The 23,814-nt window shown below is 69.4% G+C and carries 20 protein-coding genes; 5 read left to right on the top strand and 15 right to left on the bottom strand.

Annotated elements, in window-relative coordinates; translation table 11 throughout:
- Positions 1–187 precede the first annotated feature (187 nt).
- The gene (locus tag ABN028_RS02520) at positions 188–1,498 is read right to left on the bottom strand and encodes an aspartate aminotransferase family protein (RefSeq protein ID WP_349326272.1); all 1,311 of its coding nucleotides are present in this window, start codon (positions 1,496–1,498) and stop codon (positions 188–190) included.
- 61 nt (positions 1,499–1,559) lie between these two features.
- Positions 1,560–2,762 carry a signal recognition particle-docking protein FtsY gene (gene ftsY / locus ABN028_RS02515; RefSeq protein ID WP_349326271.1) on the bottom strand — a complete coding sequence of 401 codons (1,203 nt, stop codon included), beginning with the start codon at positions 2,760–2,762 and terminating at the stop codon, positions 1,560–1,562.
- Positions 2,763–2,939: 177 nt separating this feature from the next.
- Between ftsY and ABN028_RS02510 the strand changes: the two genes are divergently transcribed.
- From ABN028_RS02510 to ABN028_RS02500, 3 genes are all read left to right on the top strand, one after another.
- Positions 2,940–3,614, top strand: coding sequence for an RNA polymerase sigma factor (locus ABN028_RS02510; protein ID WP_349326270.1), 675 nt, complete (start codon positions 2,940–2,942; stop codon positions 3,612–3,614).
- Positions 3,614–3,931, top strand: coding sequence for a hypothetical protein (locus ABN028_RS02505; protein ID WP_349326269.1), 318 nt, complete (start codon positions 3,614–3,616; stop codon positions 3,929–3,931). Before ABN028_RS02510 ends, ABN028_RS02505 begins: the two co-directional genes overlap by 1 nt.
- Positions 3,932–4,350: 419 nt before the next feature.
- Complete coding sequence (locus ABN028_RS02500) at positions 4,351–5,904, top strand: HNH endonuclease signature motif containing protein (protein ID WP_349695481.1); 1,554 nt, start codon at positions 4,351–4,353, stop codon at positions 5,902–5,904.
- Positions 5,905–6,011: 107 nt separating this feature from the next.
- On the opposite strand, the gene ABN028_RS02495 is transcribed toward ABN028_RS02500, so the two are convergent.
- The 8 genes from ABN028_RS02495 to ABN028_RS02460 all read right to left on the bottom strand — a co-directional run bounded on the left by ABN028_RS02495 (position 6,012) and on the right by ABN028_RS02460 (position 16,030).
- Positions 6,012–7,031 carry an adenylosuccinate synthetase gene (locus ABN028_RS02495; protein ID WP_349326267.1) on the bottom strand — a complete coding sequence of 340 codons (1,020 nt, stop codon included), beginning with the start codon at positions 7,029–7,031 and terminating at the stop codon, positions 6,012–6,014.
- 57 nt (positions 7,032–7,088) lie between these two features.
- The gene (locus ABN028_RS02490; RefSeq protein ID WP_349695480.1) at positions 7,089–7,934 is read right to left on the bottom strand and encodes a TrmB family transcriptional regulator; all 846 of its coding nucleotides are present in this window, start codon (positions 7,932–7,934) and stop codon (positions 7,089–7,091) included.
- 58 nt (positions 7,935–7,992) lie between these two features.
- Positions 7,993–8,907 carry a DUF3048 domain-containing protein gene (locus ABN028_RS02485; RefSeq protein WP_349695479.1) on the bottom strand — a complete coding sequence of 305 codons (915 nt, stop codon included), beginning with the start codon at positions 8,905–8,907 and terminating at the stop codon, positions 7,993–7,995.
- 323 nt (positions 8,908–9,230) lie between these two features.
- Complete coding sequence (locus ABN028_RS02480) at positions 9,231–10,196, bottom strand: LLM class F420-dependent oxidoreductase (protein ID WP_349695478.1); 966 nt, start codon at positions 10,194–10,196, stop codon at positions 9,231–9,233.
- A gap of 104 nt (positions 10,197–10,300) precedes the next feature.
- Positions 10,301–11,977, bottom strand: coding sequence for a thiol reductant ABC exporter subunit CydC (gene cydC, locus ABN028_RS02475; protein WP_349695477.1), 1,677 nt, complete (start codon positions 11,975–11,977; stop codon positions 10,301–10,303).
- Positions 11,974–13,659: a thiol reductant ABC exporter subunit CydD gene (gene cydD, locus ABN028_RS02470; protein WP_349695476.1), complete on the bottom strand. Its 1,686-nt coding sequence runs from the start codon at positions 13,657–13,659 to the stop codon at positions 11,974–11,976. Before cydD ends, cydC begins: the two co-directional genes overlap by 4 nt.
- Positions 13,656–14,621: a cytochrome d ubiquinol oxidase subunit II gene (gene cydB, locus ABN028_RS02465; protein WP_349695475.1), complete on the bottom strand. Its 966-nt coding sequence runs from the start codon at positions 14,619–14,621 to the stop codon at positions 13,656–13,658. The genes cydD and cydB overlap by 4 nt, the downstream gene beginning before the upstream one ends.
- The gene (locus tag ABN028_RS02460) at positions 14,612–16,030 is read right to left on the bottom strand and encodes a cytochrome ubiquinol oxidase subunit I (protein WP_349695474.1); all 1,419 of its coding nucleotides are present in this window, start codon (positions 16,028–16,030) and stop codon (positions 14,612–14,614) included. The genes cydB and ABN028_RS02460 overlap by 10 nt, the downstream gene beginning before the upstream one ends.
- A gap of 164 nt (positions 16,031–16,194) precedes the next feature.
- Here ABN028_RS02460 and ABN028_RS02455 point away from each other — a divergent pair, with 164 nt between their 5' ends.
- Both ABN028_RS02455 and ABN028_RS02450 read left to right on the top strand, forming a co-directional pair.
- Positions 16,195–16,575 carry a BlaI/MecI/CopY family transcriptional regulator gene (locus ABN028_RS02455; protein WP_349326259.1) on the top strand — a complete coding sequence of 127 codons (381 nt, stop codon included), beginning with the start codon at positions 16,195–16,197 and terminating at the stop codon, positions 16,573–16,575.
- Entirely contained in the window at positions 16,572–17,501 is a 930-nt protein-coding gene (locus ABN028_RS02450) for a M56 family metallopeptidase (protein ID WP_349695473.1), read from the top strand. Before ABN028_RS02455 ends, ABN028_RS02450 begins: the two co-directional genes overlap by 4 nt.
- A 44-nt stretch (positions 17,502–17,545) precedes the next feature.
- On the opposite strand, the gene ABN028_RS02445 is transcribed toward ABN028_RS02450, so the two are convergent.
- The 5 genes from ABN028_RS02445 to mutM form a co-directional block, all read right to left on the bottom strand.
- Complete coding sequence (locus ABN028_RS02445) at positions 17,546–17,725, bottom strand: hypothetical protein (RefSeq protein WP_349690646.1); 180 nt, start codon at positions 17,723–17,725, stop codon at positions 17,546–17,548.
- Between the two features lie 17 nt (positions 17,726–17,742).
- Positions 17,743–18,396 (bottom strand): IucA/IucC family C-terminal-domain containing protein, encoded by a 654-nt coding sequence (locus ABN028_RS02440; protein ID WP_349695472.1) that lies wholly within the window; start codon positions 18,394–18,396, stop codon positions 17,743–17,745.
- Between the two features lie 164 nt (positions 18,397–18,560).
- Entirely contained in the window at positions 18,561–22,130 is a 3,570-nt protein-coding gene (gene smc, locus ABN028_RS02435) for a chromosome segregation protein SMC (RefSeq protein WP_349695471.1), read from the bottom strand.
- Positions 22,131–22,376: 246 nt separating this feature from the next.
- Entirely contained in the window at positions 22,377–22,574 is a 198-nt protein-coding gene (locus ABN028_RS02430; protein WP_349326254.1) for a hypothetical protein, read from the bottom strand.
- Between the two features lie 350 nt (positions 22,575–22,924).
- On the bottom strand, positions 22,925–23,791 hold the full coding sequence (gene mutM / locus ABN028_RS02425; protein ID WP_349695693.1) for a bifunctional DNA-formamidopyrimidine glycosylase/DNA-(apurinic or apyrimidinic site) lyase: 867 nt from the start codon (positions 23,789–23,791) through the stop codon (positions 22,925–22,927).
- Between the last annotated feature and the right edge of the window lie 23 nt (positions 23,792–23,814).

The raw sequence follows: 23,814 nt of genomic DNA, 5'->3' as shown, positions 1-23,814 counted from the left end.
CTGTGAAGGCAAAAGGGGCCAGGTGTCCACACAACCTTCATGATCACGATCATGATCACAGAGCTCAATCGACCACGAGGGGGCAGCGCGTCCCCGCCGCCCGGTCGTCCCACCCGCCGCCCGGTCGTCCCACCCGCCGCCCGGTCGTCCCACCCGTCGCGGCGGCGGGCAAAGGGTGAGCGAGGCGCTAGGCGGGGATAGCCGCGCTGTTCACAGTGGCGAGCGCATCGGCCAGGATTCCTAGCCCTTCGTCGGCCTCGTCCTCGGTGAGCGTCAGCGGTGGGCCGAGCCGGATCACGTTGCCGTGCAAGCCGCCCTTGCCCACCAGCAGACCGCCGCGGCGGCACTCCTCCATGACGAGACCGGCCACCCGAGGGCTCGGCGTCGTACCACCCGGCTCGACGAGCTCGATCCCGATCATCAGCCCCTTGCCGCGCACATCGCCGACCACCCGAAGCTCGTCGGCGCAGGTACGCAGGCCGCTCAGCAGCTTGCCGCCCACCTTGGCGGCGTGGGACTGCAGATCGTGGTCGAGGATGTAGTCGAGCACGGCGTTGCCGACGGCCATCGCGAGCGGGTTGCCGCCGAACGTCGACAGCGAGTTGGCGGCCAGCCCGTCCATGATGTCGCCGCGCGCCACCACGCCACCGATCGCGAGCCCGCCCGCGGCGCCCTTCGCGAACGTCATGAGGTCGGGCACGACATCGTGCGCCTGGTAACCCCAGAAGGAGTCGCCGGTACGCCCCCAGCCGGTCTGGACCTCGTCGGCGACCAGAAGGATGCCGTAGTCGTCGAGGACCTCCTTCATGGCCGCGTACATCCCGTCGGGCGGGACCGTGAACCCACCCACACCCTGGATCGGCTCGACGATCATGCAGGCGACATCGCCCGCGGTCGTGGTCAGGAGCACGTCACGCAGGTCCTCGACACACGCCTGGATGTAGTCGGTGTCGTTCAGGTCCCGGAACGGGCTGCGGTAGCGGTAGCCGCCGTGGACCCAGCTGACGTGCACCGGGGAGAGCGACGAGGTGCCCCAGCTCCGGTTGCCGGTGATGGCGACCGTCGCGAACGCCCTGCCGTGGTAGGAGTTTCGCAGGGCAATGACCTGGTTGCTGCGCCGGTGATGGGTGGCAAGGAGCAGGGCCGCTTCGTTGGCCTCGGTGCCCGAGTTGGTGAAGAAAACCTTCGCGTCGGGGATGCCGGACAGTTGGGCGATCCGCTCGGCGTATTCCACCTGGGCCCTGCCGAGATAGGCGGTCGACGTGTGCAACACACCGCTCGCGAGCTGGCGTTGGACCGCGGCGTTGATCTCGGGTACGCCGTAGCCGAGGGAGTTGGTCAGGATGCCGGCGAAGAAGTCGAGGTAGACCTTGCCGTCGCCGCCGGTCAGCCGGCGTCCCTCACCGCCGACGATCTCCAACGGCTCGTCGTAGTAGAGCGCCATCCACGCGGGCATAACCTCGCGGTGGCGGGTGAGCAGGTCCTTCTCGTCGCCCATGTCGGGTCTTCTCCTCGCTCCCAGTCTCGCGTTCAGTCTCGGTCTCGGGCTCGGTCTGGCTTCAGTCGCCGAGCAGCGCGTCGACGAAGGCTTCCGGTTCGAACGGGGCCAGGTCGTCGGCACCTTCGCCCAACGTCACCAGCTTGACGGGTACGCCGAGCTCGCGTTGCACAGCAACGATGATTCCGCCCTTGGCCGTGGTGTCGAGCTTGGTGAGGACGATCCCGGTGACATCCACGACCTCGGCGAAGACCCGCGCCTGTGTCAGACCGTTCTGGCCGGTCGTCGCGTCGATGACGAGCAACACCTCCGAGACCGGAGTCTGCTTCTCGACCACCCGCTTGATCTTGCCGAGTTCGTCCATCAATCCGGTTTTGGTGTGCAGGCGGCCGGCGGTGTCGACGATCACCACGTCGACCTCCTGCTCGATTCCGGCCTTCACCGCCTCGAACGCCACGCTGGCGGGGTCACCGCCCTCGGATCCCCGCACGGTGGGTACGCCCACCCGGTCGCCCCACGTGGCCAGCTGGTCGACCGCCGCCGCGCGGAACGTGTCGGCCGCACCGAGGATGACGTCCTTGTCCTCGGCGACGAACACCCGCGCCAACTTGCCCACAGTGGTCGTCTTGCCGGTTCCGTTGACGCCGACGACGAGAACGACCGCCGGCATCGCTTCGGTGCGTACGACATGAAGGGAACGGTCGAGGTCAGCGCCCACCAGCGCGACCAGCTCCGCGCGCAGGATCGCCTTGGCCTCCTGCGGGCTCGCAACGCCCTCGACCCGGACGCGGGTGCGGAGGTGCTCGACCAGCTCCTGGGTGGGACCGACGCCGACGTCGGCGGCGAGCAGGGTGTCCTCGATCTCCTCCCAGGTGGCGTCGTCGATGCGGTCCCGCGAGAGCAGGGCGAGCAGTCCCTGGCCGAGCGTCGACTGCGACTGGGCGAGTCGCGACCGGAGCCGGACCAGCCGGCCCTGCACCGGGGCGGGGCGTTCGACGACCGGCGCGACGGGCTCCTCGAGCGCGAGCTCATCTGCGCTGACGGCACCGCCCTGCGGGGGGTGCGGCCGGTCCGTGGCGGCGGGTGGGTGGGAGTCCTCGCGTTCGTCCGCGAGGCCGACACCGTGCCCACCCCGCGGCGGGGGGCCCTGCTGCTCCGGTGGCCGGGTGGCGGCGCCCTTGCGGCGGCGACCGCGGGCCAACAGGCCGACGATCACACCAGCGAGAACGATGACAACGACGATGGCGACGACGACGTACTCCACGGTCGTTCATACTCCCAGACCGCACGCCTGCCCGCAGGCACCGCCCACAGTCGGGGGCCCACAGTCTCACGGCCCGAGCTGATATCAGTCGCAGAACTTTGTCCCATGTCCACACGGCTCGCCGCCGGCTTGGGGTTCCATAAGGGTGCGACGCGATCGGGCCAGGGGGGAGGCGCCGTGACCGACACCGATGTCGCCTCGCTTGTCGAGGCGGTTCGGTCAGGCGACCGGGAGGCGTTCACCCCCCTGTACCGCGAGAACGTCCGTGCCGTGCACCTCGCCGTCCGCGACCAGCTCCGCGATCCGGAGCGGATCGCGGACGCCGTGCAGGAGACATTCGCGCGCGCCCTTGCCTCGTTGGACAAACTCCGCGACCCCGAACGATTCCGGCCGTGGCTGTTGGCAATTGCCCGACACACCGCGGTCGACATCCGCAGACACCAGAACCGCGTCGGGCTCGAGGAACTCAACGACGATGATGTCGTCACGTCCGACACAACTGACCCGGCCGAGCTCGCAGCCCTACGGGACATGGCGGCGTTGGTCAACGGGCTCGTCATCGGACTCTCCCAACGGGACGCCCTCGCCCTGAGCCTGGTGACCCTCGGATTCGAGGTTGCCGACGTCGCCGCTGCCCTGCGGGTCAAACACGGCGCGGCCAAGGTGGTCCTGCATCGCGCCCGGCGCCGGTTGCGGGCCGCGTTGGTCCTACGCCTGCTGGCCGCGGGCGCCGGCATCCGGTGCCCTGAACTCGGGCCGATCGTCAACGAAGGTGGCACCACCGCGGGCGCGCGACATGCCGAACGCTGTCCGTTGTGCGAGGAAACGGCGCGCCGGGCGATCTACGGTTGATGGCGAGGTTCGTGGCGATCTCGTGGTTCGCCCGCATTCTCGCTGATACCAGGATCGCCGCAGAGACCGGTGACTCGCAGGTCCGAGCGTCGCAATGCCTGAGTGAGGCTCTCGGGCAGCCGCTGCGGATCCCAGTGGGTTGCCGGAATGTCCTCACCGAGATCTTCTTCTGCGTACGCCTGTGCGACACCTGGCGCGAGAAGGATCGCCAGCAGGGCACGCTCCTCCCCATCCAGCTGCGTACGCGTGAATTCGCGAAGCTTCTGGACGAGGCGGGCGGCAGCGTCGGCGTCGATACCAACATTGTCGCGCAGTAACCCCTTTTGGTTACGCGAGGTTCTGTCGGGCGGCTGGAGGCGTACCACGGCGGCCTCTGAACAAGGGCGGCGGTGTAACCGGATGACGCCGGCACCGACCTGCCTCGTGGGTGGTGCGATCCCGGGTCGGGGCCAGGGGGTGGGTCCTGCCGCAGGTCGATCGTGGCCACCCGGCAAGGGGGGAGGCGGATCCGCGAGTGGGCTGGGCGTCCAGCACCTTGCGGATCCGCCCACCTCGAGCGGCCGGGCGCTCAGCACCTTTGCCGATCCACCCACCTCGAGCGGACACATGGGGCCCGCTACCACGATCGCCCCGCCGCGCGAGCGGGCAGATCCCCTTGTGCATCGAGGAGTTCCGGCAGTGATCGCGTCTCGGCAGACAGTTGATCTTGTGGTCACGATTCGGTAGAATCGCTGATATGTTCGACCACGGGGGTGTGGACTTCTCGGTGCTGGCGTCGGCCGCGCCGGGTCCTGAGCTTGCCGCTGTGTTGGCGGGGATCGACATGGCGGCGATCAATGGTCATGCGCGTGTGGTGGTGATGGCCGCCTGGGAGCGGCAGGTGTCGTGGTCGAACGCGCAGCTGTATGGGGCGATGGCGTTTGTGGCGCGGTCGCCTGCGTGTGAGCCGGATTCGCCACCTGAGTTGTTGGAGACGTTTGGTGAGTTCGCGTCTGCGGAGGTGGGGGCGGCGTTGTGCATGTCGCCGTGGTCGGCTGATCGGGATTTGTCGTTCGCGTTCGAGTTGACCGAACGACTCCCAGGCACTCGGGCCGCACTCGCGGAGGGGACCATCAATCTGGGCAAGGCGCGGGCGATCGCCGAGGAGACGTGCTGTCTGTCACCGGAACTGGCGCGGGTGGCGGAGGAGTTCATCCTTGCTGCTGACGCTGCGGTCGGGATGGGTTTGACTCGGGCGCAGTTGGTGCGGCGGCTGCGGCGGAAAGTGCTGGAGCTCGACCCGGACGGTGCCGAGCAGCGTCGGCGGGAGGCGCAGCAGGGCAGACGGATCCGGTTCGGTGCGGGAGTGGACGGCACCGGCAGCATCACGGGACAGGACCTGCCGATGGCTGGCACCGCGGCGGCCAGGGTGTTCGTCAAGACCCTCGCCAAACGCATCAAGAGCGATGGTGATGGCAGGACGTTGGCCCAGATCGAGGCCGACGTGTTCCTCGACCTCCTCCGCGGCCGCCACCCCAACCCCGCTACGCCCGGATCCACCGACGGATCTGCTTCCGGTGCCGAGACGACTGCCCCCAACGGAACCGCAGAACCCTCTGATCACGCAGAACCCCCTGATCACGCAGGACCCTCCGATGACGCAGCCTCGCAGAGACCTGCCGCGGGTGCGGACATCGACCTCGACGGCCGCGCAGACGTCACCGCCGGCAAGGCATGGTCAGGTCTCGACACCGGGATTGACCTGGATGACCCCGGTGATGGCGGAAAGTGTGTCGAGACAGGCGACGAGCACCTGGTGGCCAAGGTCGAACTCATCGCCGACCTCGAAACCTGGCTCCGCCTCGGCGAAAAGGCAGGCGAACTCGCCGGCCTCGGCGCCATCACCCCCGCCGTGATCGACGACATCAAGAACGCCGCAGCAGGCGGGTTCGAATACTGCCGCACCGTCACCATCAACGACAAGGTCGTCTACCACCAGGCTTCCAGCCGCCGCTACAAACCCACCCCGGCCCAACGCCGCCTCATCCAGGCCACCCACCGCACCTGCGCCCAACCCGGCTGCTCCAGACCCGCAACCGCCTGCGACCTCGACCACACCATCGAACACCGCCTCGACGGACCCAGCTGCCTGTGCAACTTGGCCCCACTGTGCCGACGACACCACCGCGCCAAACACGAAGCCGGCTGGTGGTGGACGCAAAACCAGCCAGGCCACCTCACCACCCAAAGCCCCCTCGGCCACACCTACACCGTCGACCCCGAACGACCACCCAGCGCCGACGAACACTGAGCCGGCAGGCAACCCAGCGTCGACCGGCAAGCTTCGACGGCGCCGCCCCGCCCCCGCGCGATGTTCCCGATGGGGCGCAGACCCGTCGTGCGCCACGCCTGATCAGGTCAGGTCACACCACTCGCGAGATCGATCATGTCGGACAGTCGCGGTCCCGTGTCGAGGAGCGTCACCGGAGCACCGGTCACGTCCTCCACCCGATCGATCAACGCCCGCACGGGTGCCGTGACGTCGGCTGCCGAGCGGGCGCCGCGCATGTGCGGATCAGCGTGGTCGCAGAACGTCAGGGCGATCTTGGTCGGCCCGTTCAGCATCGTGGCGTACTCCAACAGACCCCAGTCGAGGCGCGCAGCCTTGCGTCGCGGACGCCCCGTCACGACGCCGTACTCCGCCACACCGCGACGCAGAATCTCCTGCTCGCACAGCTCGAACGGCAACGGGCCTTCACCCGCTCGTGTCGGCAGTGCCTTGACCACCATCACCACGTCCGAGACGAGCTGCCAGTTGAGTCCGACGTCATCCATCGCAGCCGCGGCGGTGCAGTTGTCGGAGGTCGTGTACGGATACTCCGAGCTGAACGCCAATGACAGCAGGGTTCCCTGAGAACCCTCGACGAGCACGTCACCGTCCCGCGCCGCCGCGTTGACGGCCTTGGCGACATCGGTCACATAGGGCGCCAGGTCCGGGAGCTCCCGCGCCTGCCTCGCTCGGCGCAGGATGAAGTCTGCTCGTGCAGCACCGTTGCCCGTACACGTGGAGCCGACCACGCCGGCGAGATGGGCGTCCTTGCGCTCGGCGGCGATGTGGTCGGGGGTGATGAGGGCACAGCGCCCGTCGACCAGCGCCCGCCCGGCCAGGTCGAACCGCGAAACCTCGGCGAGGAAGACCTCCGGGTCGACGAGGACGCCCGACCCCACGGCCACCGTGGTCGACGGGTTGAGCCATCCGGTCGGCAGCTGCCTGGCCTTGACCAGGGTCCCGTCGTCGAGGGTCACGCTCGCGCCCGCGTTCGTTCCCACCCCCGCACGTACCGTCAACGGCACGTTGTCGCGCCTGGCAAGGTGTGCGCACACCTTGCCCTTGCCGGAGTCGCCCCACATGGCATCCACGATGATGACGGCACCCATGGCAGTCCCTTCGTTCGTACGGAGGAATTCGTCGGCAGGTACGGCAAAAGCGCCAGGTCAGTCGGGTAGGAGCTCGTTGACGGTGGCGGGGTCAGCGCCGAAGCCGACGACGGACATCAGCCGGCTGGCCTGGTCGGGTGGGAGCAGGCGTGCCCGCAGCTCGACCAGGTGCCGGCCGAAGGCGCCTTCCAGTTCCGGGCGTAGGCGTTCGTAGATGGCGGCGAGGTACGCCTCGTCGCGGATGAGTTTCTCGACGACCCGCAAAAGGGCGGGATGCGCGGTGTAGACCGCACCCGCGGGTTCGTCGAGCGAGGCGATCAGCGCCGTGGTCGAGTCGACGGCGAGGGTCAGGACGTGCCCGCTGACCGTCATGTCCTGCGGCTCGTGCCGGTAGACGTCGCCGAAGTCGACGGGTACGTCGCCGAAGACGTTGACGACGACCTGACAACCGGTCTGCGCGGCCGAACGCAGGGCCGGCCCGAGCCAGGCCAGGTCGTCGGCCATGACACAGACGGCCACCCGTTCGCGGGCGTCGGCAACGAGCGCTCCGGCGCGTTCAAGGACGGCGTCGCGACCCCGCAGGGTCCAGAAGGCGGCCGGCTCGGAGGGCGTGGCCATGGCGGCCAGGTCGACGATCAACGCCTCGCAGCGCGAGGCGGTCTCGCGCTTGACGCGGCCGAGGACCTCCGCGGGTGGCAGGGCGACGAAGCGGGCCGGCGAGTCGCTGACCTGCTCGACGACGCCGCGGTCGCTGAGCCCGGCGAGGACCTGGTAGACGTTCGCCCGCTGCAGGCCGGCCACCTTGGCGATCTCGTAACCGGTCGCCGAGGGCTGGCGTAGGAGGGCGACATAGACGCGCGCCTCCTGGGAGGAGAACCCGACCTGCATCAGTCGTTCGATCACATACGCAGACCCTAGGCGAGGAGTAGTAGTGCGCGCAACTACGTAGGGCCCGTGGTGGCTACGACGGCAGCTTGAAGACCACCCAGACCTGGCCCGGTGCGAAGGTCATCGGCTTCCCCGCCGGTGTCGTGAATGTCGTGCCGCCCGTGGCACGTGGCCGCGACCAGCGGGCGTCGTACGCCCGGCCGTCCCGGAGGACGAGCGCCTTGCCCTTGCCCACCGACGCGAAGTTGGGCGTGATGTTGCCCCACTTGTCGCCGAGCTTGGACGGCTTGCGGGCGACGTTCTGCACCACGACGGTCGCCGGCTTCGGCGGTGCACCTCCGGTCATGCGGACCGGATCACCGTCCATCGAGACCAGCCACCGGCGTTCGCTCGCCGACCAGCGGAACCCGACGCGGAACGCGGGGTACCGCACGGTCTCGCTGCTCACCTTCCGACCGCCCTCAGGCGCGTCGCCGAACCGGAATCCGATGTCGCGGGCGGTGCTCGCCTTGGGCGCGTCCGCGAGCAGGCCCTTCGGCGAGGCGTAGAGGTTGTGGGGCGCCGGGCGCGAGTCACCGCGGAAATACGGCGAACCCGCATGGGCCGGCGACACGTCGTGGAGGGGCGCCCGCGCGATCACCGGCAGCAGCCGGCTGTTGGCGCCCGAATACGCGAACGCGGGCTGGCCGAACTGGCGGAGTACTTCGAGATCGGACTCCCGCGCGCTCCGGACCGGGCCGACGGTGGAGGGCAGCCGGGACGAGAAGACCGCCATGAGCCGGGCGAGCCCCGCCTCGACCTGCTCGACATAGATGAGGTCCGCACTGGCGAGCCCGGTCTGCGGGCGGGCCTGGCCGACGTTGTCGATCTTCACCGCGAGGACCGGCCTACGCCACTTGCCGGACAGACCGGTCAACGGGGATGTCGCTGCCGTGCGGGTCGGGGTCGGGCTGGGAGTCGCCGACGGTGACCGGCTGGGCGTCTTCATGGCCGTCGGCTTGCGAGGGGCTGCGCCCCCGGCGTCGTCGTCCTGACCCGCGCACGCCGCCAGAGCGGCGAAGCAGAGCGCGACAACGGCAACGAGGGCGACAAACGGTACGGATGATTTCTTTGAGGCAGAAGCCGGCATTTCGCGGAACTCTCGAGAGGCGGTGGGGGCGGATCAGGCGGGCTACGCCGCCTACGGAAGCCACCAGGCTAAGGGTCGGCCGCTAGCCGGTTCCCCCCGCCGCGCCGAAACGCGCACGTGGGAGGGCGGGCGCGGCCGCCGGACCACGGCCGCACCCACCCCCGCACCACGCGAAATGCCAGTTAGCTGAAGCGAGGAATGACGTCGGATGCGAACCGGTGCAGGGGTTCGTGGTCGTAGGCCACACCAGGGATGTACGTGATCAGATAGTCAGCGCCGGCTTCCAGGAGCTCCTCGATCTGGGCGGAGATCTCGTCCGCCGTGCCGATCACGTTGTTCTTGTTGAACTCCTCGAGGCTGGTCCGCCCGCGCGCCTTCGCCGTCACCTTCTCGAGGTCGGCGCCCTTCTCGACCGGGAAGACGGTGATGCTCGTCGACTTGATGATGTCGTCGTAGTTGCGGCCTTCCCTGTCGCAGTGCTGGCGAAGGATGTCCGCCTTGTGCTTGAAGGTCTCCGGGTTCCCGCCACCGATGTTGGCCGCGTCGCCGAACTTCGCGACGAGCCGCAGCGTGACCTTCTCGCCACCGCCGCCGATCCAGAACGACGGGTGGGGCTTGCGGGCGCCCTTGGGCTCGTTGTAGGGCTTGTCGATCGAGTAGTACTTGCCGTTGAAGACCGGCGCGTCCTCGGTCCACATCTTGTAGATGATCTCGGTCGCCTCACGGAAGGCGCCCATCCGGTCCTTCAGCGAGGTCCACTCGTAGCCGTAGGCCTTCCACTCGTGCTCGTACCAACCCGCGCCGAAGCCCGCGTACAGCCGGCCGCCCGCCGCGACGTCAACGGTGGAAGCGATCTTCGCGTAGAGCGCCGGGTGGCGGTAGCCGTTGCAGCCGACCATCTGACCGACGTTGATCCGCTGGGTGTCACGCACGAGCGTCGACGTGATCGTCCAGCATTCGAACGTGGTGTTCTGAGTTGGCTCGGGCACCGTGTGGAAATGGTCGAAGACCCAGATCGAGTCCCAAGGACCTGCGTCCGCGGCCTTGGCGACCGCGGTCATCGCTTCGTACTGCTCGACCGGATCGGCGATCTCGGTGAGATCCATCCGCCAACCCTGGGGTACGAATACACCAAACCGCGCAGTCATGCGTTCTGTTGTCCCTTCGTCGCACCCGCCCACCGGATGCTGAGGTGGGGGCGGGTTCCGATGGCGAAGCCATCGGGGGGTAGGAGTGTCACTGCCGTTGGACCCTACCGATAGCCGGCAAACGTCAGGGTTTCGCGCACGTTGCCATCGGCAGGAGAGGCCGGTATCGGTCGAAAGGTTTCGAGACGCTTCACCTCGTCGACCCACTCCGGCGGGACCGGGCGGTGCGTGACGAGGACGACTGTGCGGCCGGGAGGTTGGGCGCTCAACAGGTCGACGGTCAGCTCACCGGCCATCGCGGCGTCGAGGTGCTCGGTCGGCTCGTCCAGGATCAGGACCGGTGCCCGGCTGAGCAGGGCGCGGGCGAGGGCGAGGCGCTGGCGTTGTCCGCCGGACATACGTACGCCATGCTCGCCGAGGCGGGTGGCGAGGCCGGCTGGAAGCGATTCCACGAAGGTGAGCAACCTCGCCCTGCGCAGGGCGTCGCGAAGCTCGTCCTCGCTGGCGTCCGGGCGGGCGAGGCGGAGGTTCTCCGCGACCGTGGTGTCGAAGACGTACGCCTCCTGCGAACTCAGGCAGACGATCCGGCGAACGTCGTCCCCCGACAGCTCACGCAGGTCGACGCCGTTGACCGTGATGCTGCCGCGGCCAGGTTCGACGAACCGCACCAGCGCCTGCGCGAGCGTGCTCTTGCCGCACCCGGTCGGACCCACGAGCGCGACCCTGCGTCCCGGTGGCAGGTCGAGGTTGACACCGGTGAAAACCCACGGCGCGGTTGGCGTCCAGCGCACGGCGAGGTCGGTGACGCGGAGGTGGTACGGAGGCTCCGGCAGCGCGCGGGGCACCGCTGGCTCGCGCACCACCGGTGCCGCCTGTCCGATCGCGCGGACGCGGGCGAGCGCGGGGGCGGAGCGTCCGGCGGCCGCGGCCGCGAGCGGCAGTCCTGTCCACACGTCGGCCAGCGCGAGCGGGGTCAGGACGAGGACGGCCAGGAGGACCGGGGTCAGCTCACCCGAGTCGACAGCCCGGGCGCCGAGGGCGAGACCAGACCACGTGATCGCGCCCACGAGCAGCAGAACGAGCGCACCCCCGAGACCGGAGCTCCACGCCGACCGTGCTTCCGCGCGGCGCAGCGCATGGTCCGTCGCCCGAAGTTCCGCCAGTGCCGGTCCCGTCGCGCCGTAGGCGAGCAGATCCGGAGCGGCGTCGAGCAGCTCGGTCGTCTTGGCCGCAAGCGTGCCCCGCCCAGGTGCGCGTGCGCGCTCGGCGCGGCGGCCGGTCCGTGACACGAGCCATGGAACGCCGATCAGGCAGAGCCCCAAAGCGACCGCCGCCACTCCGCCTGCGGACGGAAGGATGAGAGCGAGCAGCGTCACGGTGGCGGTACCGGCGAGTGCCGCGACGATGACAGGGAGAGCGACCCGCAGGACGAGATCCAGGACCGCATCGACATCGTTGACCAGACGCGCCATCAGGTCGCCGGAGCGGAAGGCCGGGGGCCCGTGGGGGGCCAGGCGTTCCAACCGGGTGTACGTCCGATGCCGCACCTCACCCAGGAGCCGGTACGCGGCGTCGTGGGCGAGCAGTCGTTCGGCATAACGAAGGACGCCACGTCCGAGGGCGAACGCACGTACGAGGACAATGGCCACCATCAGCGCAAGGACAGGTGGCTGTTCGGCCGCTTTCGCGATCAGCCACGCGGACGTGGCCAGCAACGCGATCGCACACGCCGCCGCGGCGACACCGGCGACGGTCGCGAGGGCGAGCCGGAGGGCGATCACGACACCGTGCACATGGGATCGGGCGCCACCAGGCCGGGTCGGGAGGTCGGGGCCTTGTGCAGAGGGACCTCCACGACCCGGTCAGCCAGGGTGAGCAGGGCGGGGCGGTGGGTGACGAGCAGGGTCGTGTGCCCTGAGTCGCGCAGAGTGCGGGCGATGCGTTGCTCGGTGACGAGATCGATGCCTGCGGTGGGTTCGTCGAGCAGCAGTAGGCACTCGCGGCCCGCTGCCCGACGCGTCTGCGCCCGCAGGAAAGCTCGGGCCAGCGCGACTCGGCGTACCTGCCCTGCCGAGAGCCCGGAACCGCGCTCCCCCACCGGCCGCTCGGGATCGAGCGCGGCGGCGCCCGCAATGGACAAGGCCGCCCCGACCTGCGCGTCGGTCGCATCCGGAGCGCCCAACCGGACGTTGGAGCCCACCGTTCCGGCTTGCAGGCAAGGACGTTGCGGCACCCAGGCGAGCCCGGCCCGCCAGTCGTCGACGTCGAGTTCGGCCACGTCGACCGGTCCGAGGCGTACGTGTCCTGCGGTCGGAGCGACGAAGCCCAGCAGCACGCCAAGAACCGTGGACTTCCCCGCACCGCTCGGCCCGCGTAGTGCGAGCAGTTCACCCGGACGCAGCGTGAACGACAGACCGGAGACGGCGGGTTCGGCCCGATCGGGATACCTGACCTCGAGGTCGGCGACCGTCAAGCTCGCCTTGCCCAGGTCCCTCACGGTCTTCTGTCGGCGGCTGCGCCCCCGCCCGTCGGATCCTTCCCGCGTCTCCAGCACCCGGAACACCTCGTCTGCCGCGGCGAGCCCGTCCGCACTCGCGTGGAAGTGCGTCCCGACCTGACGGAGTGGGAGGTACGCCTCGGGTGCGAGCACGAGGACGAGGACCGCCGTGTGCAGGTCGAGGTGCCCGTCGACCAACCGGAGGCCGACTCCGACCGCTACCAGAGCAAGCGACAACGTGGACAGGAGTTCGAGCACCAGCGAGGACAGGAAGGCGATCCGCAACGTGGCAAGGGATTCCGTGCGATGCCGCTCGGAGCTACGGCGGAGGAGCTGGGCCTGTTGCCGCGCCCGACCGAACGCCTTGAGGGTCGCGAGCCCCGCCACCGTGTCGGCGAAGTGGTGCGCGAGGACGGCGAGGGCGCGCCACCGGCGCCTGGTCCGGCTCTGCGTCGCGAGCCCCACGAGCGCCATGAACACCGGGATCAGCGGCAACGTCGCGCCGACGGTCACGGCGGCGATCGCATCGACGCCGAACATGTACGCCACCAACGAAACCGGCACGATCACGGCCAGCACGAGTTGGGGAAGGTACCGGGCGAAGTAGCCGTCGAGCGCATCCAGGCCGGTGGTGGCCAGTGTGGTCAACGCTGCCTTGCGTTCGCCCGCGAGCCAGGACGGGCCAAGGGCAAGAGCATGGGCCAGCAGGCGTTGACGCAAGGTCGACTTGACAGCGGCCGAGGCACGTCCCGCGGCCACCTCCTGGAGCCACATCAGCACTGCCCGGGCGACGACGACCGCGCCGAGAGGGACCAGGACAGGCGACCCGTCCGCGATCCCGTCGGCCAACAAGCTCGCCTGCGTGATGACGAGACCGGCAGCTGCCGCTCCGAGCGCCACGCAGAACCCTACGTACAGCCCCGTCGCTCTCGCCTGCCGCAACAGGCGCGGGTCCAACGGCCTCATCCTGCGACCCGTCGCCGGAACACCCAGTAGCTCCACCCCTGGTAACCCAGCACGAGCGGAACGAAGAAGAGCGCCACCCAACCAAGGACCGACAGCGCGTAACCGGACGACGCCGCACTCGTGACGGTCACGCCGGTACCGGAGTCAAGCGTCGACGGAATCAGTGCCGGGTACGCCGACACCAGCACCGCCGTGATCGTGCAGCCCACTGCGACGGTCGTCCCCGCGAACGCAAGGGGGTCGTGACGCACCAGCAGACCGATCATCAAGCAGCCGCCCGCCACGACTGCGAGCCAGGCACCCGGGCCGCCCGAGATCGCCGTCCACGCCAGGAATCCGCCGCACACCGCGACCACGGGTGGGCCCATCCGCCGGCGCGCGATCTCGGCCCGGCGACGTAGGTCCCCGGTCGTACGAAGTCGCAGGAACGTCGCGCCATGTGCCAGACACAAGCCCAGCAAGGCGATGCCACCCAGCAGTGCGTATGGAGAAAGGAGCTCCCGCACGCCACCGGCGTACTCCCCGGACGCGTCGAGCGGCAGCCCGCGCGCCGCCCCTGCCAGCGCGACCCCCCAGGCCAGTGGTGGTACGAGGGAGCCGAGCGCGACGCCGAGGTCGCAGCGGCGCCGCCACACCGGGTTGTCGTGCTTGCCGCGATACTCCAGCGCGACTCCACGCACGATGAGCGCCGCCAGGATCGCGACCAGCGGCACGTAGTAGATGCTGGTGAAGCCCGCGTACCACGCGGGAAATGCCGCGAACATCGTGCCGCCCGCGACGACGAGCCACACCTCGTTGCCGTCCCAGAACGGCCCGATCGTCGAGAGCAGGACACCGCGCTCCGCCTCGTCGCGACCCAGCACCCGTGCGAGCATGCCGACGCCGAAGTCGAAGCCCTCCAGAACGAAGTAGCTCGTCCAGAAGAACGCGGTCAACCCGAACCACAGGGTCGTCAGCTCCATGCCGGCACCTCGTCGTCCTCCTGCGTGCCATCCCCTGCATACGACTCCTCTGCCGGATGTGCGGAAGGAAGCCGGCTCGCCGCTCGGCGGAGCAGCCCGACCTCGACCACGGTCAACGCGCCGTACATCACCGTGAAGACGGCGAGTGAGAACGCGACCTCACCGGCCGTCCGGCCCGGCGACACCCCGTCGGCCGTCTGGAACAACCCGAACGCAAGCCATGGTTGACGTCCACCCTCGGTGAAGAGCCAACCGGCGCTGCTCGCCAGCAGCGGCAGGACCGGGACGACGAGTGCGGCAGGGCCGACCACCTTGTGGGCAAGCAGACTCGGCCGGCGCAAGAGCAGCAGACCCACCAGCGCGAGGACGACAGCGAGCACCCCCAGCCCGATCATCAGCCGGAAGCTCCAGTAGGTCACCGGGACGTTCGGAACGTAGTTGCCGGGGCCGAAGGCCGCCGCGTACCGCTCCTGCAGGTCATTGACCCCGTGCACCCGGCCGCCGACGTCACCCGTCGCGAGGAAAGACAGCAGTTCGGGCAGGCGAATACTCCACAGCTCCCGTCGACCGTCTGCGGTGCCGATCGTCAGAAGCGAGAAGCCAGCGGGTTGTTCGGTCGCGAAGAGCCCTTCGGCCGCGGCCACCTTCATCGGCTGCAGCCGGGTCAGGAGCTTCATCATCGAGTCGCCCGTCACCGCGAGCGCCGCGCCCGCGACGAGCGTCACGACCGCGCCGAGCTTCGCCGCCGTCCGGAACGCCACGAGCTCCCCCGCCGGTCGCCAGCGCCGCGCAAGGTGCCAAAAGCCCAATCCCGCCACGAAGGCGCCGCCGGTCAGGAAGCAGGCGGCAGCCGTGTGCAGACCCGCCTCCACCGCCATCGGGTTGGTGAGCAGCGCACCGAAGTCGGTGAGCTGGACGCGTCCGGTCGCGGGGTCGAGCCGGTAGCCGACCGGGTGCTGCATCCAGGCGTTGACCATGAGGATGACGTACGCCGAGATCTGCGTACCGATCGCGACCAGCCAGATGCACCCGAGGTGGACGAGCTTCGGCAGACGTTCCCACCCGAAGACCCACAGCCCCAGGAACGTCGATTCGAGAAAGAACGCCAGCAGGCCCTCAATCGCGAGCGGCACGCCGAAGACCTCACCCACGAAAAGGGAGTAGGCACTCCAGTTCATGCCGAACTGGAACTCCTGAACGAGCCCGGTGACGATGCCCACCGCGAAGTTGATGACGAACAGCTTGCCGAAGAACCTCGTGAGGGCGAGGTACCGTTCGGCCTTGGTGATCACCCAGGCGGTCTGCAGCCCGGCCACGATCGCGGACAGCCCGATCGAGAGCGGGACGAACCAGAAGTGGTAGATCGTCGTGAGGCCGAACTGCCACCGCGCGAGGTCCACGACGTCCATGCCACAAATACTACGGCATGTAGTACGACGTTATGTCGTAAGCTTGGTCACACCCGGCGCGGCTGGGTCATCTTCGTGTTGTCAGATCACCTTCCTTGTCCGCGTGGCCGACCCCACATTCCCATGGCCGAACTCCTACGACACGGCGTCGTAGGATGGGCGCCATGGCACGGCTGGGCAACCTCGAACGCGACGTCATGGAACTCGTCTGGTCCGCCCCCGACCCCGTGACCGTCCGCGAAGTGCACGAGACCCTCGCCCGTGACCGCGACATCGCCTACACCACGGTCATGACGGTGCTCGACCGGCTCGCCAAGAAGTCCGTCGTACGCAGGGTCCGCGACGGGCGGGCCTACCGCTACGAGGCCGCCGCGGGCAAGGACCAGCTGATCGCCGGCCTCATGCGCGAAGCGCTCGACGACGCCGGCAACCGCGCCAACCGGGCCGCCGCCCTCGTGCGCTTCGTCGACCAGGCATCTCCGGAGGAGGCCGCCGCCCTGCGCGACGCCCTCGCCGGCCTCGAGCGGCGCGACGACGCGCCATGACTGTCGCCGCGCCGACGACACCGGTGATCCTCGGCATCCTCGCCCTCCTGCTCGCCGGACCGGCGCCGTTGCTCCTGGCCCGCGCCAGCTGGCCCTCCCGGGTGCCGCGCGCGGCGATCGTCCTGTGGCAGGCACTCGCACTCGCGGCGGTCCTCGCCGCGCTCGGCGCGGGTCTCAGCCTCGGCCTCGACATCGTGTTCCAGCCGTTCCCCGGGCCCGCCGAGATCGCGGCCCATACCCTGGTGACGACCCTCACCTGCGTCGTCGCCGCCCGCCTGGCCTGGACGACCGCGCGGGTCGCCATTCGTACCCGTGCCCGACGCCGGCGCCACCGCGACCTGCTCGACCTCGTAGCCGCCGCCCCGGCGGAACCTGACGGCCCTCGTGGGCTTGGCGTACCCGGCATGCGGATTCTCGCCGAGGAGACGCCGTTCGCCTACTGCGTGCCCGGCGTCCGCCGCCCCAGGGTCGTCATGTCCTCGGGCGCCCTCGAACGCCTCAGCCGCGCCGAGGTCGCCGCCGTCCTTGCCCACGAACGCGCCCACCTGCGAGCCCGCCACGACCTGGTCCTGGAGGCGTTCACCGCTCTCCGCGAGGCGTTCCCCCGCTTCTTCCGCGGCCGTACGACACTGCGGCAGAACCAGCTCCTCGTCGAGATGCTCGCCGACGACGCGGCTCGGGACCGGGTGGGCGCCCAGCCGGTGGCGCGGGCACTCGTCGCCCTCTCCGCCACCGCCGCACCGGCCGGTGGCCTCGCCGCCAGCGGCACCGGGACGCTCCAACGGGTACGCCGAATGGCCGAGCCCCACGCGGATCACCGGGTGCTCGCGATGTTCTGCTATCTCGCAGCCGCGGCCGTCGTCGCCGTACCGACCGTGACCGTCGCCGTGCCATGGCTACTCCGGGTCGCGGCCCTGCTCGACTGAACGCTGCGTCCCGGCATCCGGAACTCCTCGACCGCCGAACGTCGCTAGGCGGCCTTGTCCAGACCCTCGTCGTCCTGTTGCTGCTTCTGCTTTGGTCGTACCTGCTTGGCCAGCCGGACCAGCTCCTTGCGCAGGTCAACGCCGCCGATGATGGTCGCGACCAACGCCAGGACGACCAGGGCAACAGCCACGATCAGTAACAAGCCACCTACCACTGCAGTCACACATGGACGATCCCCGGCTAGGTGTCGGCGCCAAACCCCACAGCACGCCGGCCGGGCCGATCGAGCCGCTGGATCGGGCAGTAGTCGCACACGCTCGGCGTCCCGCACCGGAAGGCCAGGCAGCAGGTCCGACGTCCGATCTCACCGCTGGCGTCGACATCGACCAGGCCGGCAACCTCGGGACCGACCGCTGCGAGGAACGCCGGGACCTCCCGCGCCGGGTCTGTCGTGCGTTCGGCCAAGGGATAGGCGAGGGCGTGCGCGACCGAACCCCACAGCAACCGCTGCCCCGCACGGGTCATGGCGTTCAGCCGTTCGACGAACGGTCTGAGGTGGCCGGCGATGAGGTGGGTGGCCAGACGGGCGGCGAGATCATCATCGGGCGCCGCCTCGGTCGGCGTCGTCTCCACGGCGATGTACGGAGGATCCATGGCCAGCTGCAGCTGGACCGCAGCCAGGCTCAGATCGGCTCGCGGGTCCCCCAGCGCGACCTGCACGACAAACCAGCTGTACTGCTTCCAGAAGAGCGCGGCGGCCACAGCGGGAGTGCAGGACCAGGCGTACTGGATCTCCCGCAGGTGCCCGGCGAGCTCCTGACGGCCAGGATCGACCAGCTCGCTTGCCCTCAGGGAGGTCACTCGCGGCGGCGTGAGCACCGGCTGTCCGCTCACGTCACTCGCCTCCCGGTGATGGCCATGAGCGTGGGCTGGGATCCCGCGTCGATGAGTGCATACCCGCCGCTCGACACCGGCACAGCTTAGGGAAGCCTAACCAAGGTAGGCAAACTGGGGGCCGCGACCGGCCGCCATCCGTCGTACGCCGGACAACCCAGACGTCAGGCGGACTCGGCCTCGCGGATTCGCTGACTGATCACGACCGAGACACCGTCGCCGCGCATCGACATGCCGTAGAGCGCGTCGGCGACCTCCATCGTCCGCTTCTGGTGGGTGACGACCAGGAGCTGACTGGTCTCGCGGAGCTCTTCGTACAGCTCGAGCAACCGCCCGAGGTTGGTGTCGTCGAGCGCGGCCTCGACCTCGTCGAGGAGGTAGAACGGGCTCGGCCGGGCCTTGAACAGCGCGACCAGGAACGTCACCGCCACGAGCGACCGCTCCCCGCCGGAGAGCAGGGACAGGCGCTTGACCTTCTTGCCCGGCGGGCGGGCCTCGACCTCGACGCCGGTCGTGAGCATGTTGTCCGGGTCGGTGAGCACGAGGCGACCCTCGCCCCCCGGGAACAGCCGGCCGAAGATCTCCGCGAACTGCTTTTCGGTGTCGTGGTAGGCCGACGTGAAGACCTGCTCCACCCGATCGTCGACCTCGCGGACGATCTCGAGCAGGTCCTTCCGGGTCGCCTTGAGATCCTCGAGCTGCTCGGTGAGGAACTTGTGGCGTTCCTCCATCGCGGCGAACTCCTCGAGCGCGAGCGGGTTGACCTTGCCCAGGATGCGCAGTTCGCGTTCGGCCCGCTTGAGCCGCTTCTCCTGTTCGGCCCGGTCGTACGGCTTCGGCTCCTCCTCCAGTTGCTCCTGCTCCTCCCCCGGCACGGGAATCGAGGGGGGCACAGGGACCTCGGGGCCGTACTCCGCCATCAGCGTCGCAGGCTCGATGCCCAGCTCCTCGACGGCGCGCTGCTCCAGCTGCTCGATCCGCAGCCGCTGCTCCGCGCGGGCCATCTCGTCCTTGTGGACGGAGTCGGTGAGCGTGTCGAGCTCGGCGTTGAGGGCGCGCACTCGCTGCCGGGCCGCCTGGACCTCCGCCTCTCGGGCGGCGCGCGCCTGCTCGGCCTCCTGGCGTTCACGCCCGGCGGCAGCGAGAGACACGTCGAGGCGGGCGAGTACCTGCTCCACAGCAGCCAGGACCGCGGCCGCCACCTGGGCCTCGCGGGCCCGGCGCTCGCGGCGCGCCCTGGCGCGCTCACGCGCGGCCCGCTCCTCGCGGGCGGCGCGTTCGAGCGAGTCGGCCCGCCCGGAGAGTGCCCGGCCGCGTTCTTCTGCCGTACGAAGGGCGAGGCGGGCCTCCATCTCGCGCTGCCGGCACTCGCGGCAGACCTCGGCGAGCCGGTCGCGCTCGTCGGTGGAGGGCTCTTCGTCGCTCGCGTCCTCGGCGTTGGTGAGACGTTCCTCGAGCTCACCCAGGCCGGCCTGGTCGCGCGCCATCGCCGCACGCGCCTCGTCGATCGTGGTGCCCAGGCGGTCGGCCTCCGCCCGGGCGGACCGGGCGGTCGAGCCGAGCTCACCCAGCCGCTCGCTGACCGCGGCCAGCTCGGCGTCGGACTCGTGAAGTCGGGCCAGCGTCTCCTCGACCCGCTTGCTGGCGACCGCGCGCTCCTGCTCGACTTCCGTGCGTTCCGCCCCCAGTCGCTCGGCCCGGTCACGAGCCTGCCGCAACCGCTCCTCGGCATCGTCGACCGCGGCCTGGACCTCGAGCAGGCTGGGCTGGGCCGCGGACCCGCCATGACCTACGTGGACGCCGAGCAGGTCACCCTCGCGCGTCACCGCGACGACCTCGGGCCGGTCCGCCACGAGCGAGCGTGCAGCCGCCAGGTCGTCGACGACCGCGACCTTCGCCAGCAGGCGGACCAGAGCGGGCAGGATCTCCGCAGGGGCAGAGACGACGTCCACGGCGTACCGGGCGCCGACCGGCAGCGCCGGCCAAGCATGGGGGTCGTCCTGGGCGACGGGGTTGGTGCCACCGAGGACAAGCCCGGACCGGCCGAGATCCTCCGAACGCAGATGCAGCAGGGCACCCACCGCAGCGTCGACCGACTCGACCGCGACGGCGTCGGCGGCCCGACCGAGCGCTCCGGCCACCGCCGCCTCGTAGCCCGGCTCGACCGAGAGCAGGGCCGCGACCGAGCCGAGCAGTCCTGAAACCCGGTCTGTCGCCGCCAGCAGCTCCGCGGCTCCGTCCTTGCGGGACAGGCCGAGCTCGAGAGCCTCCTTGCGCGCCGCCTGTGCGGCCCGCTCCCGCTCGGCCTCCTGCTCGGCCTGCCGGAGCGCGTCGAGGCGCTCCTTGAGCGCGTCGAGGACGCCACGGGCCTCCTCATGCTGGGCGTCCAGACCACTCTCGCCCGCGTCGAGGCTCATCACCTGCGACTCCAGGGCAGTGAACTCTCCCCCGGCGGTCTCGGCACGTGCCTCGGCCTCGACCCTGGCGGCAGTCAGGCGGGCGATCTCGTTCTCGCGGGTCTCCAGCCGGCTACGTACGGTGTCGACCTGGCCGGCGAGCCTGGCGAGTCCCTCCCGGCGGTCGGCGGCGGCCCGCAGCAGGGCCGCGATCCGGCGTTCCTCCTCGGCGTGGGCCCGCTCCTGCGCCTGGCGGTAGCCGATCGCCTCGTCGAGCGCGACCTGGTGGCCCTCGACCTCGGCCGCGATCTGCTGCTCCTCCACACGGACACGAGCGGCGTCGGCCTCGAGCTGGTCGGGATCGCGGCCGCTGCGCTCCTCCTCGCGGGCCTCGGCCAGGTGCCGGCTGCGTTCGTTCGCCAGGCTGGCGCTGCCGCCGAGCCGCTCCTTCAGGCTGGACAGGCGGTACCACGTCTCCTGCGCCCGTGCCACCCGTGGCGCGTCCTCGCGCAGAGCCTCCTCGAGCTCGGCCTCCTCGCGCTGCAACCCGGTCAGCTCGGCCTCGACGGCCGCCCTGCGCTCGCGGAGCGCGTTCTCGTCCGCCACTTCCTGGGCGAGCGTGGTAGAGAGCTGGACGAGATCGTCGGCAAGGAGCCGGGCGCGAGCATCACGGGCGTCGGCCTGGATGACCGCCGCCTTGCGCGCCGCCTCGGCCTGCTTGCCGAGCGGGCGTAGCGCCCGGCGGATCTCGGTGAGCAGGTCCTGCAGCCGGGTGAGGTTGCCCTCGGTCGCATCGAGCTTGCGGAGGGCCTTCTCCTTGCGCTTGCGGTGCTTGAGGACGCCGGCGGCCTCCTCGATGAAGCCGCGCCTGTCTTCAGGAGTCGCGTGCAGGATCGTGTCGAGCTGGCCCTGTCCGACGATGACGTGCATCTCCCGGCCGATGCCGGAGTCCGACAGCAGCTCCTGGATGTCGAGCAGCCGGCAGGTCTGACCGTTGATGGAGTACTCCGACCCGCCGTTGCGGAACATGATCCGGCTGATCGTGACCTCGGAGTAGTCGATCGGCAGAGCGCCATCGGTGTTGTCGATCGTGAGGACGACCTCGGCACGCCCGAGCGGAGCCCGCCCCGACGTGCCGGCGAAGATGACATCTTCCATCTTGCCGCCACGCAGGCTCTTCGCGCCCTGCTCGCCCATCACCCAGGCGATGGCGTCGACGACGTTGCTCTTGCCGGACCCGTTGGGTCCGACCACGCAGGTGATGCCTGGCTCGAAGTGCAGGGTCGTCGAGGACGCGAACGACTTGAACCCGCGGAGCGTCAGGCTCTTGAGGTACAACGGGGCGACTCTCCTTGGTTGCGCGCGGACCACGAAGCCGAGGGCGGCCGTCCCGACGATACTCGCGCCGAGCCCGCTGGCCGAAACCGACGCGCACCCGCGCACGCAACGGCGTCGGACAGGTCACACCTTCGTGACGGCCGCGACAAGTGCAGCGGTCCGGACATACCAAACGGGACGCCTCCTGGAGGCGTCCCGTCAGTCGTTGGTAGTCGAGGCAGGTCTGCGGATCGAACTCCGGCTCCCTCAGGTCAGCGCAGGCTCGTGCTGCGCTTCGATGGTGAGCAGCTGTCCTTCGTGGACAGCCGCGTTCAGGGAGTCGTTCTCGGCCTGGAGACGCATCACGTGCGCCTCCAACTCCGAAACTCGTTGCTGCAGACGTCGCACCTCGGAGACCAGACGGGGGTCAGGGCCACCGACGTGGCCGAGGAGCGCTTTCGCCATATGGGGTCCTCCACGCTGAGAGACCGAAAGGATGGGCCAGAAATCGGCACAGCACTCAAGTTTGGCAGGGAGTGCTGGCGGCTTCTCTAGCGTCTCATCAGACGGCCATGCCGTCAAGGTGACGGGGTGGCCACGCAAAGTAGCTCCATGGTCGCGCTACCCACCCAATCGCTTACTAGCAGGTCCGCATCGGCATTCCTCTGATGAATCGTGACGTCATCCTCATCGCGCCACACCATCAACACTGCCCGTCATCGTCACGGTTCACCACAGCGACGTACCGCACGTCGTCAAGCACGGCTTGCCTGCCTTCGCGCGAAACGTCCGGGAGTCCACACCCACCTGCCCACTCACCACCGTCCGCGCCGTGGCCGCGGCTGGCACCGCCGGCAGGTAAAGGACGAACGGTTCATGAACGCCTCGCGTCGAACCGGTGTGCCACACCGTCCACACGGCTCACCCTCACGACCATAGACCGCGAGCGAGCGTTCAAAATAACCGCTTTCTCCGTTGACGTTGACATACAAGCGGTCAAAGGAGGTTCCGCCGGCCTCCAGTGCGGAACACATCACCTCGCGGACCGCCGTGAGCAGGCGCGAGATCTCGGCCTGCCGCAGATGTTCGGACGCCCGCGCGTAGTGAAGACGAGCCCGCCACAACGCCTCATCGGCGTAGATGTTGCCCACGCCCGAGATCAATTTCTGGTCGAGCAAGGCACGCTTGACACCGGTACGACGCTTTCTGACCGCCGTCGAGAATGACTTGTCGTCGAATTCCGGATCGATCGGATCACGGGCGATGTGAATGATCTCTTCGGGCAGTTCCGCGCCCCCGACACTGAGCGACATACCGCCGAACATCCGCTGATCGACAAAACGAAGTTCAATGGGTTCTTGGCCGGCAACATCGTCGAAGCGAAACCGTATCCGAAGATGCGGTTCATCACCGGCATCAAGGGTTTGGAGGACGAATTGCCCACTCATTCCCAGGTGGGCCAGAACGGCGTCACCGGAATCGAGTGGGAGCCAGAGGTACTTCCCCCGACGACGGGCCGCGACGACACGCCGTCCCACCAGCCGGTCACCGAAGTCGCGCGGCCCCGCCAGATGCCGGCGCACCGGCCGGGGATGGCGAACCTCCACCGAAGCGATCCGGCGGCCGACGACGAAGCGTTCCAGCCCTCGCCGTACCACCTCGACCTCAGGCAGCTCAGGCATGACCGGATCCGGGTGGGTGGGTG

This window comes from Actinopolymorpha sp. B17G11, from assembly GCF_040196095.1.
In the GTDB taxonomy this organism is placed as follows: domain Bacteria; phylum Actinomycetota; class Actinomycetes; order Propionibacteriales; family Actinopolymorphaceae; genus Thermasporomyces.
Note: the sequence above shows the minus strand (reverse complement) of the source record. Positions and strands in the feature narration are given on the sequence as shown.